The sequence below is a fragment of the Ureibacillus acetophenoni genome, from assembly GCF_900220965.1.
Taxonomy (GTDB): Bacteria; Bacillota; Bacilli; order Bacillales_A; family Planococcaceae; genus Ureibacillus; species Ureibacillus acetophenoni.
Window position 1 is genome coordinate 289,122 of record NZ_OBQC01000002.1, and the last position, 16,270, is coordinate 305,391.

A 16,270-nucleotide genomic window follows, 5' to 3' on the forward strand; every position below is an offset into this window, starting at 1 on the left:
AAAGACGGGAAATGATCCCGTCTTTTACATTTTTGCTAATAATCTTTTTGCAATTGCATGGAACTCATCAGGCCCTATTCCTGGAGCAAATTCTTCTGGGAGTTCATCTAAATTAGGGACTTTCCCTGATGTTTCAGGTATCCCCTCTTTTACAATTAACTTCTCTCCAGTTTGTGGATGTGGACCTTTCCAAATTTTATTAATATCTGTATAATCCCCAACGTAGTTCCATGTAAATAAAACATTACCATAACCACGATCCTCATATTTTCTAGCTGCGTCAAATACTCGATTATCAAGATTAGGTATTGGTAACATTTTTGTTACATCAACGCCAGTAGCCATTTCTAGTGCCTTAGCATATGCAACAATATGTGTTCCTCCGCGCACTAATAAATACCCAATCATTTCTCTTGCAACAGGGTGATCCGTCATTTCATAGACTCTCATCTTGTGTGTACGTGCACCACATTCTAAGAAGAAGTTATGAAGTAGATCTAATACTAAGTTCCCACTCGTAAAAACATTTTCACCAGTCCATGGTAACCCCATTGAATCATGTGGAGAAGACGTTTGCGCAGTTGCAATAAATGCTTTAGCATTTCTCATGTTTTTACCGTTCTGAAGCGGTGTTAAGTCTGGAGCTGCTGGAAATGATGCTCCTTTATTTAATAAATTTATCGTTGTTGCAACTAATTCAACATGACCAAATTCCTCTGCAGTGATACTTGCTACTAAATCATAGAAGGGTTTCAATTTCACTTTTCCACGGAAATTAAAAGATTGGTACATATAATTATTTAATGTACTCATTTCACCAAATTTTCCACCAAGCAATTCTTGTACAGCAGATGCTGCATTAACATCACCATATTCGACTTCTGGCAATTCTATAGCTAATCGATTTACTCGTTGAAACAAAAAAACACCTCCTAATTGTCACTTGTAACATATGACTGGGAGGAGGTGTATATTCTACCTAAATTATTAAATTTGTCGCCCTAAAGTAACCCAGACGATTTCATCCGTACGTATGAAGAATGGTACATGACAGATGTCTAATACTATATGATCTGGATAAACATGTGTTAAAACTCCATGGTGAAGTGTTTTGGCTGTCGTTTGAACTGCTACATAATTTCCAATAAACCCTTTCACTGTTTCAGAATAATAAGGGCTAGTTAATCCACTACCCATTTTTCCACTCCTTTATAAATCAATTCCCTTATATAATATGGAATGGAATAACTTCATGATACTATTTACTTAGATTCTACAATAACAGTTACTGGCCCATCATTAATTAGTGAAACATCCATCATAGCTCCAAAAATACCTGTTTCAACTTTCAAACCATACACCCTTAATTGATCGTTAAAGGCTTCCCATAAAGGAAGAGCTACTTCCGGTCTAGCCGCTTCAATAAAGCTAGGTCTTCTCCCTTTTTTTGTTTCAGCATAAAGAGTAAATTGAGAAACAGATAAAATGTCGCCACCATGCTCTATTATAGAGCGATTCATTTTCCCATCTTCATCTTCCCACAATCTAATTTCAGCAACTTTTTTTGCTACGTACTTAACATCTTCTAAAGTGTCACTGTGGGTTAAACCGACTAATAAAACGTATCCCTTTTCAATAGCACCAGTGACTTCACCATCAACTGTCACCGATGCTTGTTTACTACGCTGTATAACTACTTTCATTACCTTACCACTACCTTAAATTTAATTAATCACTCGTTGAACCGAATAAATGTCTGGAAGTTGTTTAATCTTTTCTACCACTTTATGCAATGCAGTAATATTGGAAATTGAAATAGTTAAATGAAGTGTAGCAATTTTGTTGTAATCTGCTTTACCTGTTACAGCTAAAATGTTCACTCTTGTATCAGTAACTGCATGCATGACATCATTTAAAATCCCCGGACGATCATAAGCATAAACTTCAATGTCAACTGGATATTCTTTTCTTGACTGAGTTTCACTATGTTCCCATTCAACTTCAATTAGTCGTTCGTTGTCGTTTTCATTTACATTTGGACAATCTGCACGGTGAACAGATACACCTCGACCTTTTGTAATAAATCCAACAATCTCATCCCCTGGTACTGGTGTACAACAGCGAGATAAACGGATTAATAAATTATCAATACCTCTTACTATTACACCAGATTCTGTACGTTTTTTAGGAGTTGGATTTTGCATCTCTTTTACAATCTTTTCGAGTGCTTCCTCTTTCTCACGTTCTCGACGTTTCTTTTCCGCAAGACGATTCACAAGTTGCTGGGCAGTAATACCACCTACACCAACAGCTGCATATAAATCTTCCTCATTTGTAAAATTAAGCTTTTCAAGTACTCGTTTCACATTTTCAGTCGATAAAACTTCTTTACTATCAAAGCCTTGAGCTTTTATTTCTTTTTCTACTAAATCTTTTCCTTTTAGTACATTTTCTTCACGCAAATGCTTTTTAAAGAATTGCTTAATTTTATGTTTTGCTTGGGAGCTTTGAGCAAGTTTCAGCCAATCTCGGCTAGGTCCAAAAGATTGCTTTGAAGTTAATATTTCAATTATATCCCCTGTTTTTAACGGTGTATCTAAAGGAACCATCTTTCCGTTCACTTTCGCACCAATTGTACGATTTCCTACTTCCGAGTGTACTCGATATGCAAAATCAATTGGTACAGATCCTGATGGTAATTCAATTACTTCTCCTTTAGGGGTAAATACGTAAACCATATCAGAGAATAAATCAAATTTTAATGACTCCATAAATTCTTCAGCATTGGAAGATTCATTTTGGAATTCTAATATTTCTCTAAACCATGTCAGTTTTTGGTCGATACTTTCCTTATCTTGTTTAACAGTTTTTCCTTCTTTATATGCCCAGTGAGCTGCAATCCCGTATTCTGCAATTTCATGCATCTCTCTTGTTCGAATTTGCACTTCTAATGGGTCCCCAAACGGTCCAATAACAGTTGTGTGTAAAGATTGATATAAATTTTGTTTGGGCATTGCAATATAATCTTTAAAACGACCTGGCATTGGTTTCCATAAAGTGTGGACAATTCCTAGTACTGCATAGCAATCTTTAATGCTATCTACTAAAATACGAACAGCTAGTAAATCATATATTTCATTAAATTGTTTATTTTGTAAAATCATTTTACGGTAGATGCTGTAAATATGTTTTGGTCGACCGTAAATGTCTGCATTGATCTCTACTAAATGAAGTTGGCTTCTTATTTCGTTCATAACATCTTCTAAGTAAGCCTCACGTTCGACACGTTTTCTCTTCATAAGACTAACAATGCGATAATATTGTTGTGGATTTAGATAACGTAAAGCCGTATCTTCGAGCTCCCATTTAACTTTGGAAATCCCTAGGCGATGAGCAAGTGGTGCGAATATTTCTAAAGTTTCGTTGGATATTCTACGTTGTTTTTCAGTGGAAAGATGCTTAAGTGTTCGCATGTTATGTAGGCGGTCTGCAAGTTTAATTAATATTACTCGTATGTCTTGTGCCATAGCAACGAACATTTTACGATGAGTCTCAGCCTGCTGTTCCTTTTTAGAACGATATTTAATTTTCTCAAGCTTTGTTACGCCATCAACTAACATCGCCACTTCTTCATTAAATTCGCGTACTAAATCATCTCGTGTTACCGTTGTATCTTCAACGACATCATGTAGAAAACCCGCTGCAACGGTTTCAGGATCCATCTGTAGCTCTGCTAAAATACCAGCAACTTGAATGGGATGAATAATATATGGTTCTCCAGAACTCCTAAGTTGCTCTTTATGCGCTTCTTTTGCAACTTCGTACGCCTTCTTTACGAAATCCACATGTTCATCATTCATATACGCTTTGACTTTCGAAAATACATCCTCGGGCGTCAAAATTTGCTCTTTCGCCATTAGTTGTCCACCTTGCTAATAAATTTTCATAATTAATAGATATATAAATTTTATTGTATAAAATGTAAGTATAAAATGTAAAGTTAAGTGGCTAATATCTTTAAAAAATCAGATTAATTTGTCATATTCCCACCTTTTTTGTCACACTCCATTCATAATTATTCCATTAATTGTATTTAAAAAACCTCTCCTATTGTAAATACAATAAGAGAGGTAAATATGAATTTAATAAGTGATTAAAGTTTTAATTGGATATTTGCCGATTTTATCACGGCCATGTAGTTCTTCAAGCTCTATAATGAAAGCACAGCCTGAAACTACTCCACCTAATTTTTCAACTAACTGAATTGTAGCATCTACTGTACCACCAGTAGCCAATAAATCGTCAACGATTAAAACTTTTTGACCTGGTTTTACAGCATCTTTGTGCATTGTTAACACATCTGTGCCATACTCTAAACCATACTCAACACGTACAACATCACGTGGTAATTTACCTTCCTTACGAACAGGCGCAAAGCCGATTTCAAGTGCGTAAGCTACAGGACAACCGATAATAAATCCGCGCGCTTCAGGACCAACGATAATTTCCGCTCCAACTTCTTTTGCAAATTTTACGATCTCATCAGCAGCATATTTAAATGCTGGTCCATTATCCATAATTGTTGTAATATCTTTAAAACTGATCCCTTCTTTTGGCCAGTTTTCAACTGTTGTTACATACTGCTTTAAATCCATTAAGAAAATCCTCCTGATATTAGGAATATTGATATTCCTTTGATGTCATTAATTCGTAAAAATATTGTTTCAAATCTTGATAGTTCGCATATAAAAACTTCTGCTCAATTTCTAATTGTTGTACGCGTAATTTATATGTAGGTGCTTCTTCAAGAGTTCGTTTTGGTGCTCCTTCTACTAAAGAAATCAGACCATTGTTTATTGTAACAAATCCTAGCTCAAAAAACACGGTTGTCATAAATTTGATGATTTCTATTTTTAATCCACTAACATTTGCTAATTGTTGAATTTTTTCATTTATATTAAAGGATGGTCTTTGTTTAATAAAAGTATAATACCAAGCAAAATGTTCTCTTGTAGGCATTCCATTAAAGAATTGTGAATCTTGTGTATAAAATACAGCATAAATTCTAGACGGTTTCGCCTCAGCTATAACTTGTTCTATTTCCTGCATAGTATTTGGTAAATCCAAAAGAACTATATATGGCTCTTTTGAATAATGTAAACTTTTGTTGTACAAATGAATCGAATCTGAGATCAAAGTTTGGTATTGATTGATTGTTTCTTGTTTGAATGCAATATAAACCACATTTTCTTTTGGAATAAGCTGAATCCAGCGATGAGATTGAACCTTGCCTCGATAATCAAATAATTGCCACTCATCAGTTTGTATATCAGTTATCATCAATTGAGGTTTTTTCCTACCTTGCCATTCATTAATTTGCAAATCTCCAACAAAGGATACCTTTACTCCATAAGAAATTTCTTCGTGTAAATAACCTTTATCAAAACCTATGGCATCAAGTAAACCGTAATCATCTTCTAATTCCATTTTTAAATGGTTTTCTTGTGCACCAATCTTTTTCATGGAACGAACTTTAACATCTTGAATTGTATAAATCGGTTTTGAAAATCCAGTTCCAAATGGTCCTAGTTTTTTAATTTCCTCAATTGCCTCAACAGTAATTTCAGATAATTCTACAGGAACATCAATTGTTAATTTGGGAGTCAGTAATTCTTCAGTTAAACACTCTGTCGCTTGTATGTGAAGTCGATTTCGTAACTCGTCCACATACTCCAATGGGAATGTCATACCAGCAGCCATAGGATGGCCACCAAAATGAGGTAATATTTCACGATTTTTTGCCAATTCATTATACATGTGGAAGCCTTCAATACTTCGTGCAGATCCTTTTGCAAATCCTTTTTCAATGTCTAATGATAATACAATCGTTGGCTTATAATAAAGTTCTACTAATCGTGATGCAACAATTCCAATAACCCCTGGATTCCAACCTTCTTTTGCAATAACTAAAACTTGAGAGTTGGCTATAGTGTCATCGTTTTCAATCATACTAATTGCTTCTTCAGTAATTGACTTCACTATTTCTTTACGTTCTACATTTTTCTTGTTTAGGAGTTTTGCCCCATCAGCTGCACTAAATGAATCGTCACTCATTAAAAATTCCACACCTGGAGATGCACTACCTAAACGGCCAATTGCATTTAGTCTAGGACCAAAATAAAATCCAATACTATCTTCATCGATTTCATGTTGATTTACACCTGAAACTTCACATAATGCTTTTACCCAAGGATTCGATGACCTTTTCAAATAATTAATACCTTGTTGAACAAAATAACGATTTTCTCCTACTAAGGGGACTAAGTCTGCAACAGTTCCAATTGCAACGAATTCATACAAATGTGTTGGTATATGACCATAGAGCGCTTGTGCTAACTTAAATGCAACTCCAACGCCTGCTAATTCAGGAAATGGATATTGTCCTTCCGGAACGCGAGGATGAATAATTACATCAGCTGGTGGTAATACATCTCCTGCTTCATGGTGATCTGTGACAATGACATCCATATCTAACTCTTTAGCAATACGAATAGGTTCTATACCACTTATACCATTATCAACTGTAATGATTAAATCTACTCCAGACTCATGAAGTTGTTGAAACAACTCTGTATGAGGTCCGTATCCATGTGTAAATCGATTAGGAATCATATAGTCTACATTTGCTCCTAATTCTTGCAATGTACGCAACATAACTGTTGTACTTGATATTCCATCGGCATCATAATCGCCATATATACATATATTTTCATTATTTTCAATTGCTTTATTAATACGTTCTACCGCATCACTCATTCCTTGTAGTAAAAACGGATCATGTAAATTGCTATCATCCATGTTTAAGATAGAATGTGCATCACTTGCTCGTTCAACACCTCGAGAAATGAGTATTTTGGATGCTATTGATGAAATGCCTAATTCAGTTTGTAATTGTTTAACGAGTTCTTCATTTGGTTTTTGAACAACCCACTTCTTCTTCGATTTAATCAAACTACTCACTTCCTTACCATTGTTCATTATACATAATAAATATTAAAATAAGTTATTTTTAATATTTTTAAAGATTTATAGAAATAAAAAAACGGTTAATTCAATGAATGAATTTGACCGTGTATAATTTATGAGTTCATTTTTTACTTATCAGTAGAATTCTTTTGGTTTTCTGCTGCCAATTTTATATTTTGTTTATTAACTTTTGCTTTTATTTTATCATAGTTAGGGATTAATTTTTTCTAATTCTTTAATTTTTTTTGCATTCAATAGATTTTAAATCCCGTAAAACAAGTACTAATGATGACACCTAATAATAAGAATTGCTATTATTAATAAAAAAGGAATGTAGCGAAGTTTAACTTTCGCCACATTCCTCTATTTTTTATACATTAAACAACTGGCTCGTCTGAACCCCACTGTTTTTTCTCTTTCATTACAACTTTTGTACCTTTGTTCTTCATTTGACGTACTTTTAACGTGTACCAAAGTTGAGCAGCGATACAGATCGAAGAGTACATACCAGTTACTAAACCTATAATTAAAGCAATAGAGAAGTTTTGAATAGCTGGAGCACCTAATATTAACAATGCAACAACTACGATAATTACAGTTAACACTGTGTTAATTGAACGACCCATTGTTTGTCTTAAAGATTTGTTTACAATTTCAGCTAACTCTTCAGGTGTTGAAATTTCACCTCTTCGGTCAACATTTTCACGAATTCGGTCAAATGTAACGATTGTATCGTTTATAGAGTAACCTACAATCGTTAAGACAGCTGCAATAAATGTTATGTCTACTTCTATTCTAAAGAAACTAAACAGTGCTACGATAAAGAATACGTCATGTAGTAACGAAACGATAGCACCTACACCCATTCGCCATTCAAATCGGATAGCAACATAAATAATAATACCTAATGCTGCAATGGCCAATGCGTAGATAGCATTTTTCACTAGCTCTTGTCCAACTGTTGGTGAAACTGTACTAACACTTGGCTCATGACCATAATCTTTTAACACTACTTCTTTAAATTCTAATATCTCAGCTTGAGTTAAATCATCTTTATAACGGATTACTGCTATATTTTGCTCTTCTCCAGATATTACAACATCCTCAGATGGGAAACCTATAGTTGAAATATAATCAGTAATTTCCTCTTGAGTAATTGCTTCATTTGATAATACTTCTACACGTGTACCACTAGAGAAATCAATTCCTAAATTTAATCTGAAAATGCTAATAATTACTACACCAACAATTAGTATTAGCATTGAGAATGTATAGAATTTTTTTCGATGATGTACAAAATCTAATCGATCAAAATTTGTAGTTAAATCTAAAGAAGTTAATTCTTCAGATTCGTTGTGTATTTTTGATTTACGAACACCATATAAAAATGGGTTATCAAAATAACCACTTTGCACTAGTAAACCTAGTAATACACGAGATAACCACACTGCAGTAACGAAACTTAAGACAATTGAAATCATTAATGTTGTAGCAAATCCTTTTACAGAACTTGTACCAAACCAGAATAATACCCCGGCAGCTAATAATGTAGTTAACTGAGCATCAATGATGGCAGATAGCGATTGTCTTGATCCTAAATGATAAGCTTCTTTTGCACTCTTACCAACACGCAATTCCTCACGAATACGTTCAGCAGTCAAGATGTTTGCGTCTACAGCCATACCTATACCTAAAACTAGGGCTGCAATTCCTGGTAAAGTTAATACTGCTTGAATTGAATTGAATACCCATAGTACTAAGTATGTAAAAACTGATAATGTAATAATAGAGATTAAACCAGGTAAACGGTAATAGAATAACATAAAGATGAAAATTAATAGTACACCTATAACACTTGCATAAACTGTACTTTTTAATGCTTGTTCACCGAATTGAGCACCTACAGAAGTAGAATAAATCTCAGTTAATTTTACTGGTAATGCACCTGCGTTTAACACACTTGCGAAATCTTTCGTTTCTTGAACTGTGAAATTACCGGTAATCATTACATTTGTTGTATTTAATACTTGACTAACAGTCGCAGCAGAAATAAATTTTTGTTGTTCTTCAGGTTTTAAAACTTCTTGTGCGTAACTATCTACACCCTCTTCAAAATCTAGCCAAACAACAAGAAAATTTTGTCCTGGAGGCATTTGCGAAACCTGTCTTGTAACTTCAGCAAATTTTCCAGCATCTTTTAAAGTTAAAGTAACAATTGGTTGGTTAGTATCACTAAATGAGCCAGCTGCTCCACCTTCTACTAAATCCGTTCCATCTAATAATAAGTTATCATTTACATCACGGAATGATAAGTTAGCAGTACTCGATAGAAGCTCACGTGCTGACGATTGATCATCAAGTCCTGCAAGTTGAACACGTATACGGTTTTCACCTTCTACTTGAATACTAGGTTCACTTACACCAAATTGATTGATACGGTTGTTTAAAGCAGTTGTTGTATCTGCTAATATATCAGATGTTATTGGTTGACCTTCTTTTAATGGTGTAACTTCATATAATACTTCAAAACCACCTTGTAAATCTAAGCCGAGTTTTACATCTTCTAATATCCCTTTAACTGTTCCACCCATTGCTGCAAACAAAACGACAACAACGACTAGAAAAGCTAATATACGGCTTTTTAATTTCATGCATAATCCTCCTTGGGTGTATGTATACAACTTATAAAACAAAAAAACGCATAGAGCGTCTTTTGCTTAAATGCTATCGTTCTACTAACGGATTAGCATAGTTCTTAACAACTTAGAACTCGAATCTTCTTTAAAGCAACAAACTTATTATGTAACACGAATTGCATGGTGTCAAATCAATATAAACAAACTGTAACGTTATGTTTGATGATTTTTTTTCGGTTCTTTTCTAAATAGCTCATTCAATTCATCTTGATTTAATTCCCCAAACCAATCAGAAGTGCTAAATGATTTAATTTGGGTATAACTAACAATTTCTGATGCTGAAATGGAAAAGATTGTTTCTACTACTTCATATAATTTTAACTCTTCAATAATCTTTTTTCTCCATTTTTTATTTACACAATAATTCCACAAATCTTCTTTTGTAATATGTTCATAACCATAATGCTGAAACTCTTCAATTTTACTTTGTAAAGCAGGTAAAATTTTTTTAAATAAATCAGGATGTAGATTCTCCATTTGTTTTCACCCCAAAGATTAGATTTGTTTTAACTTGTGTAGTACGAGCATACAAATATTGTAGCGGATATTTCTTGAAATGAGAAGGGATTGAATAAATGGGATCGTTTGTTAGAGGGACCGTTTTTTTAATGATTGTTATTTTCTTATCTAAGTTGTTCGGCTTTGTATATAGAATGCAGTTTATGAGGGTGGCCGGGGAAGAAGTAGTCGGGGTATATATGACCGCCTACCCTGCTTATATCTTCTTTATCTCACTCGTACAAATAGGACTACCTATCGCTGTAGCAAAAATCATTGCAGAATTTTATGCGAAAAAGCGAATTGGACAACTTAAAGCTGTTATGTCAACAGCCATTAAGTGGTCCATTGCTTCTATGATTGTTTTTATACCAATTCTTTACTTCTTCATTCCATTTTTAGCTGGTACACTTTTACAGAATGAAGCTACAAAAGTAACACTATATATCGCATTAGGCGCAGTTCCAATAGTTGTAATTTCTGGACTTATTCGCGGTTATTTACAAGGTGTAACTAAAATCTCGCCTACAGCTTGGTCACAAATGATTGAACAATTAGTACGAATTGCCCTTATTTCAATGATTTTACCTGCTTTTATTGTACAAGGTAATCCAGAAATGACGGCCGCGTATGCTATGGCAATAACTGCTATCGGTGAAGTTGTATCTTTCATCTATTTATATCTACATTATCTTTATACAAAATCAAAATTAAAATCAACAGAAAAACCAAAACCATATCCTGCTATGCCGCTCCTTAGAATTGCCGTTCCATCAGCAGGTAGTCGCTTATTCGGAACATTTACTTGGTTTTTAGAACCAATCATCTTTTTAAAAGCATTGACGATAGCTGGTTTAACTGCAGCGGGTGCCACAACTTTATATGGAGTAATATCCGGTGTTCATATTCCGTTATTACTATTTCCTTCATTTATTCCAAACGCTTTAGCAATTGTTTTGATTCCAGCGGTAAGTAGCGCAATCGCTAGAAACAATTATTCATTGCTAAATGATCGTATCGAGATTTCATTAAGAATGTCTTCATTAATCGGTTGTTATGCAGCTGCCTATTTTTTCTTACATGGCGATGAATTAGCATTAATGTTATTTGGTCTAGAAGATACAAAAGGTTATATGCGCATACTAGCTCCAATCTTTTATTTTTACTATATTCAAAGCCCATTACATTCGATTTTACAAGCCGTTGATGAAGCTCGGGCTGCAATGATGAACTCAATTTATGGTGGTTTAGGAAAGTTGTTTATTATGTTTGTACTAGCCTCTCAAGCTTCAATTGCTGAATATGGTGCGATTATTGCAATCGGGTTTGGTGTGTTGATGACGTCGTTTTTACATATTGCAACTATTCGCCAACATAAAATGATTGCTGGAGGCTTCCGATTCTTTGTCATTCCATATGTTGTATTTATAGCAACTTGTATTATTCAAAGTTATCTGTTACCAATGCTCAATTTTAATTTTTGGACAAATAGTGCGATTACTTTAGGAATTGTTACATTACTTTTAATTATCTTAAATCAGTTCCGTTTAAGTGATTTTAGATATTTACGATCTATTGTTTCCCGTCAATAGGAGTGCCTTTTAGTTGGACATGTAAATCATAATCTTCATAACAACAATAAAAAATTTCATCTATATTATTGTAGCCTTTTGTTATTAGCGTATCTTTGAGCCATTGTTCATCTTTATCTATCATCCTTAAATGTCTTTCTATTACATCACCATCGACAATTAAGGGGATAATGAGTGGGTCGTCATCTTTTAAAAACACAGATAATTTTCCTGATGGCTCTAGATATGCATAGGCAATATTTTTTATAGATGGCACTCTTTCTTCTCGTAATTGCTGGAATAAGTCATCTAAGTTATATCGTTGTTTTCTCATTTCTTCTTCGTTAATGACTCCATTTTTAACGACTAAAGAAGGATCGCCATCGATTAAATCTCTTACTTTTTTACTTTTTAAAGCAAGTAACGAATTAAAATACTGAATGAGGAACAATAGGATTATTGGAAAAATAGTTGGTAGTAGCTCTTTCTCCATATCTTCCAAGGCAAAAGCAACACATTCAGCAATTAATACAAAGACAACTAAATCCATTATACTTAACTCGCCAACTTCCCTTTTTCCCATTAATCGGAAAATGACAAGTATTAAAATATATAAAATAATAGTCCGAAAAATTATTTCTAAATAAATTTCCACCTCAAAACTCCCTTTCTAATCTCATTGTTTGCACTATAAAAGGGAACTATTCATCGTAATAAATGAAAAAAGCTTACGAATAAAGGTTGTCCTAAATTCGTAAGCTTTTTATTTGTTATTCTGTAATTACACGACCAATTGCTTGACGCTCAAATTTCATACGAGTTTTCCCATCAACTAAGATGTACACAGCAGTATCTTCAATCGCATCGATTTCACCATGAAGTCCACCGATTGTTACAACCTGATCTCCACGTTTAAGGCTATTTTGCATTTGAACAGTTGCTTTTTGTCTTTTTTGTGCTGGACGAATTAAGATAAACCACATCGCCGCAAACATGATAATAATTGGTAGCAAACTATATAATGTATCCAAACTTTTTCCCCCTTTCTAAATCTCACTTAAATAGTATAGTATAATTTTAATTAAAAAAGCGATTTCAAACTATTATTTTTATGAAAATAATCAAAATATGATAAAAATTTGAAGATTTTCATTATATTTTTACTATTATATAAGAACTAGAAGTTTTTTGCATCAGGTTTATTAAAACCATATTTTTCGAAAAATTCTTCTCGGAAGTCACCTAAACGATCTTCTCGAATCGCTTGGCGTACTTGTTCCATTAGTTTTAATAAGAATTGTAAATTATGATAAGTTGTAAGTCTAATACCGAATGTTTCACCAGCTTTTATTAAGTGTCTAATATAAGCTCTTGAATAGTTTTTACATGTGTAACAATCACAATTTGGATCAAGAGGTCCAAAATCTTTTGCATATTGTGCATTTTTCACAACTAGTCTACCTTCTGATGTCATCAATGTACCGTTACGAGCAATTCGTGTTGGTAATACACAATCAAACATATCTACTCCGCGAATCGCACCATCAATTAAGGAATCAGGTGAACCAACGCCCATAAGGTAACGAGGTTTATCAAACGGCATGAGCGGTGTTGTAAATTCAAGTACTTTATTCATCACATCTTTTGGTTCCCCTACAGACAGCCCACCAATTGCATATCCTGGGAAATCTAGTTCAACAAGGGCTTCTGCTGAACGTTTTCTTAAATCTTCAAATTCGCCACCTTGAATAATACCAAACAAACCTTGCTCTTCTGGACGGCTATGTGCTTCTTTACAACGTTTTGCCCAACGAGTTGTACGATCTACAGAAGCTAACATATATTCATAAGTTGCTGGGTATGGTGGACACTCATCAAATGCCATAATAATATCCGCGCCTAAATCGTTCTGAACTTGAATCGATTTTTCTGGACTTAAGAACAGCTTGTCCCCATTTAAATGGTTGCGAAAGTATACTCCCTCTTCTTCAATTTTACGAAAATCACTTAAAGAAAATACTTGGAAACCACCAGAATCCGTTAAAATAGCTCTGTCCCAGTTCATGAATTTATGAAGCCCACCCGCTTCTTTCACGATTTCGTTCCCTGGACGTAACCATAAATGATAAGTGTTTGATAGAATGATCCCTGCACCCATCTCTTTCACTTCTTCAGGTGACATTGTTTTTACGGTTGCTTGTGTTCCAACAGGCATAAATGCAGGTGTTTCAAAAGAACCATGCGGCGTGTGAACGATTCCTAGTCTAGCTCCAGTTTGTTTACATGTTTTAATATGTTCATATCTTATTGCTGGTTGTGTCATAAAAAATTCCTTTCATAATGAAGTAAGCACAGTACTTCGGTTTCTTTTTAGGTTTCCCCATTTTAATGTAATTTTATCAATTTTAACAAATGTTTAATCACGAATTGGGCGAATAAACATTGCATCACCGAAGCTGAAGAATCGATACCTTTCTTCGACAGCTTTCCTATATGCACTTAAAATTATATCTCTAGATGTTAATGCACTTACTAACATAACTAAAGTAGATTTAGGTAAATGGAAGTTTGTAATTAACCCATCTATTGCTTTATATTCGAAACCTGGATAGATAAAGATGTTTGTCCATCCTTGTTCGGCACGTATTTCACCATCGTATTTTTGAGCAATTGTTTCAAGTGTACGAGTGGAAGTTGTTCCTACAGCAATTACTTTTCCACCATTAACTTTCGTATGATTAATCGTATTTGCTGCTTCCTCTGTAACACTATAAAATTCAGAGTGCATATCGTGACTTTCAATAGAGTCTACACTTACAGGACGGAAAGTTCCAAGCCCAACATGTAGTGTGATAAAAACAATTTCTACGCCTTTAGCTTTTATTTTGTCCAATATTTCATTGGTAAAGTGTAATCCAGCTGTAGGTGCTGCTGCAGATCCAATCGCTTTCGAGTAAACGGTTTGATAACGTTCACGATCGTCTAGCTTCTCATGAATATATGGCGGAAGTGGCATTTCACCAAGTTGGTCTAATATTTCATAAAAAATACCGTCATAACTAAACTTAAACATTCGCCCACCGTGATCTAATTCACCGGTACAAGTAGCTTTTAGCAAACCATTTCCAAATGTTATTTCTGTACCGATTTTTACTCGTTTCGCTGGTTTTACTAACGTTTCCCACTCATCATCTTGACCTTGTTTTAACAACAACAATTCGATATGGGCACCTGTACCTTCCTTTGTACCAAAAAGTCTTGCTGGCATAACTCGTGTATCATTTAAAACAAGACAATCTCCTTCATGTATTTCATCTAGAATATGTGGAAATTGATGGTGTTCTACCTCTCCAGTTTGACGGTCGACAACCATTAACCGACTTGCAGTTCTATCTTCTAATGGTGTTTGAGCTATTAGTTCTTCAGGTAATTCAAAATCAAAATCTTCTACTTTCATGTTGAAACTTCCTTTTTTTAAGTTTGATGTGGGTAACCAAAATGATCGTACGCTAAGACGCTTGCAACACGACCACGTGGTGTTCTTTGTATAAATCCAATTTGCATTAAATATGGTTCGTATACATCCTCAATTGTTACCCTTTCTTCACCAATTGATGCAGCAAGAGTATCCAACCCAACAGGTCCGCCTTTAAAACTTTCAATCATACTTTTTATTAACTTATGGTCAATATGATCAAGGCCTAAAGGATCTACTTGGAGTAGTTGGAGTGCTTGATTGGCAATTGGTAGTGAAATTACACCATCTCCAATGACTTGTGCATAATCCCTTACTCTTTTTAATAATCGATTGGCTATTCTTGGGGTACCACGGGAGCGTCTAGCAATTTCTCTGGCAGCTGATCTTTCAATATCAACTTCAAATAGTTTAGCACTTCGAAGCACAATTTCAATTAGAGAGGATTCATCATAATATTCTAGGCGTAACATTACACCAAAACGGTCTCTAAAGGGGGCTGATAATGCTCCCGCTCTCGTAGTAGCCCCTACTAAAGTAAAAGGAGGTAAATCTAATCGAACTGTTCTTGCTTCATGTCCCTTTCCAATAACAATGTCTAAAGAATAATCCTCCATCGCTGGATATAGGACTTCTTCAATCGCTCTTGATAGACGATGAATTTCATCAATAAACAATACATCACCAGGTTCGAGAGAACTAACGATTGCAGCTAAGTCTCCAGGCCTTTCAATGGCAGGGCCACTAGTCATTCGTATGTTAACATTCATCTCATTCGCAATAATACTAGCTAGAGTTGTTTTCCCTAATCCAGGGGGTCCATACAAAAGCACATGATCTAAGCTTTCTTCACGGAGTTTTGCTGCCTCTATAAAAATCTTTAAACTTTCTTTTACTTTCGGTTGTCCTATATATTGAATTAGTTTTTGTGGCCTTAGGGAAAATTCAAATTGTTCATCAAACTCATTTGCATTACTTGAAATAATTCGATCAGACATGCAATC

At 34.4% G+C, this 16,270-nt stretch carries 14 protein-coding genes; 1 reads left to right on the top strand and 13 read right to left on the bottom strand.

Going from position 1 to position 16,270, the window contains the following annotated elements; genetic code table 11:
• Positions 1-24 precede the first annotated feature (24 nt).
• The 8 genes from CRO45_RS04175 to CRO45_RS04210 form a co-directional block, all read right to left on the bottom strand.
• A complete protein-coding gene (locus tag CRO45_RS04175) occupies positions 25-921 on the bottom strand; it encodes a manganese catalase family protein (protein ID WP_097148378.1) in 897 nt (298 codons plus the stop codon).
• A 66-nt stretch (positions 922-987) separates the two neighbouring features.
• A complete protein-coding gene (locus tag CRO45_RS04180; RefSeq protein WP_097148379.1) occupies positions 988-1,197 on the bottom strand; it encodes a DUF2642 domain-containing protein in 210 nt (69 codons plus the stop codon).
• Positions 1,198-1,262: 65 nt separating this feature from the next.
• The gene (gene dtd / locus CRO45_RS04185) at positions 1,263-1,703 is read right to left on the bottom strand and encodes a D-aminoacyl-tRNA deacylase (RefSeq protein WP_097148380.1); all 441 of its coding nucleotides are present in this window, start codon (positions 1,701-1,703) and stop codon (positions 1,263-1,265) included.
• Positions 1,704-1,724: 21 nt separating this feature from the next.
• Positions 1,725-3,917, bottom strand: coding sequence for a RelA/SpoT family protein (locus CRO45_RS04190; RefSeq protein ID WP_097148381.1), 2,193 nt, complete (start codon positions 3,915-3,917; stop codon positions 1,725-1,727).
• A 225-nt stretch (positions 3,918-4,142) separates the two neighbouring features.
• Positions 4,143-4,655, bottom strand: a complete 513-nt coding sequence (locus CRO45_RS04195; protein ID WP_097148382.1) for an adenine phosphoribosyltransferase — start codon at positions 4,653-4,655, stop codon at positions 4,143-4,145.
• A gap of 19 nt (positions 4,656-4,674) precedes the next feature.
• Positions 4,675-7,011: a single-stranded-DNA-specific exonuclease RecJ gene (gene recJ, locus CRO45_RS04200; RefSeq protein WP_097148383.1), complete on the bottom strand. Its 2,337-nt coding sequence runs from the start codon at positions 7,009-7,011 to the stop codon at positions 4,675-4,677.
• A gap of 392 nt (positions 7,012-7,403) precedes the next feature.
• Positions 7,404-9,677: a protein translocase subunit SecDF gene (gene secDF / locus CRO45_RS04205; protein ID WP_097148384.1), complete on the bottom strand. Its 2,274-nt coding sequence runs from the start codon at positions 9,675-9,677 to the stop codon at positions 7,404-7,406.
• 198 nt (positions 9,678-9,875) lie between these two features.
• Positions 9,876-10,199 (bottom strand): post-transcriptional regulator, encoded by a 324-nt coding sequence (locus tag CRO45_RS04210; protein ID WP_097148385.1) that lies wholly within the window; start codon positions 10,197-10,199, stop codon positions 9,876-9,878.
• Between the two features lie 98 nt (positions 10,200-10,297).
• On the opposite strand from CRO45_RS04210, the gene CRO45_RS04215 reads away from it, so the two are divergent.
• On the top strand, positions 10,298-11,812 hold the full coding sequence (locus CRO45_RS04215; RefSeq protein ID WP_097148386.1) for a putative polysaccharide biosynthesis protein: 1,515 nt from the start codon (positions 10,298-10,300) through the stop codon (positions 11,810-11,812).
• Here CRO45_RS04215 and CRO45_RS04220 read toward each other — a convergent pair.
• The 5 genes from CRO45_RS04220 to ruvB form a co-directional block, all read right to left on the bottom strand.
• Positions 11,793-12,446, bottom strand: coding sequence for a DUF421 domain-containing protein (locus tag CRO45_RS04220; RefSeq protein WP_097148387.1), 654 nt, complete (start codon positions 12,444-12,446; stop codon positions 11,793-11,795). The two genes, CRO45_RS04215 and CRO45_RS04220, sit on opposite strands and share 20 nt — an antisense overlap.
• A gap of 115 nt (positions 12,447-12,561) precedes the next feature.
• Positions 12,562-12,822, bottom strand: a complete 261-nt coding sequence (gene yajC, locus CRO45_RS04225; RefSeq protein ID WP_097148388.1) for a preprotein translocase subunit YajC — start codon at positions 12,820-12,822, stop codon at positions 12,562-12,564.
• A 146-nt stretch (positions 12,823-12,968) separates the two neighbouring features.
• Positions 12,969-14,114: a tRNA guanosine(34) transglycosylase Tgt gene (gene tgt, locus CRO45_RS04230; protein ID WP_097148389.1), complete on the bottom strand. Its 1,146-nt coding sequence runs from the start codon at positions 14,112-14,114 to the stop codon at positions 12,969-12,971.
• Between the two features lie 93 nt (positions 14,115-14,207).
• Positions 14,208-15,248: a tRNA preQ1(34) S-adenosylmethionine ribosyltransferase-isomerase QueA gene (gene queA, locus CRO45_RS04235; protein WP_097148390.1), complete on the bottom strand. Its 1,041-nt coding sequence runs from the start codon at positions 15,246-15,248 to the stop codon at positions 14,208-14,210.
• A 17-nt stretch (positions 15,249-15,265) separates the two neighbouring features.
• On the bottom strand, positions 15,266-16,264 hold the full coding sequence (gene ruvB / locus CRO45_RS04240; RefSeq protein ID WP_097148391.1) for a Holliday junction branch migration DNA helicase RuvB: 999 nt from the start codon (positions 16,262-16,264) through the stop codon (positions 15,266-15,268).
• Positions 16,265-16,270 lie beyond the last annotated feature (6 nt).

Coding starts and splice junctions, on each gene's coding strand:
- CRO45_RS04180 (WP_097148379.1), bottom strand. CDS start 1,197: ATGGGTAGTGGATTAACTAGCCCTTATTATTCTGAAACAGTGAAAGGG.
- dtd (WP_097148380.1), bottom strand. CDS start 1,703: ATGAAAGTAGTTATACAGCGTAGTAAACAAGCATCGGTGACAGTTGAT.
- CRO45_RS04190 (WP_097148381.1), bottom strand. CDS start 3,917: ATGGCGAAAGAGCAAATTTTGACGCCCGAGGATGTATTTTCGAAAGTC.
- CRO45_RS04195 (WP_097148382.1), bottom strand. CDS start 4,655: ATGGATTTAAAGCAGTATGTAACAACAGTTGAAAACTGGCCAAAAGAA.
- secDF (WP_097148384.1), bottom strand. CDS start 9,677: ATGAAATTAAAAAGCCGTATATTAGCTTTTCTAGTCGTTGTTGTCGTT.
- CRO45_RS04210 (WP_097148385.1), bottom strand. CDS start 10,199: ATGGAGAATCTACATCCTGATTTATTTAAAAAAATTTTACCTGCTTTA.
- CRO45_RS04215 (WP_097148386.1), top strand. CDS start 10,298: ATGGGATCGTTTGTTAGAGGGACCGTTTTTTTAATGATTGTTATTTTC.
- tgt (WP_097148389.1), bottom strand. CDS start 14,114: ATGACACAACCAGCAATAAGATATGAACATATTAAAACATGTAAACAA.
- queA (WP_097148390.1), bottom strand. CDS start 15,248: ATGAAAGTAGAAGATTTTGATTTTGAATTACCTGAAGAACTAATAGCT.
- ruvB (WP_097148391.1), bottom strand. CDS start 16,264: ATGTCTGATCGAATTATTTCAAGTAATGCAAATGAGTTTGATGAACAA.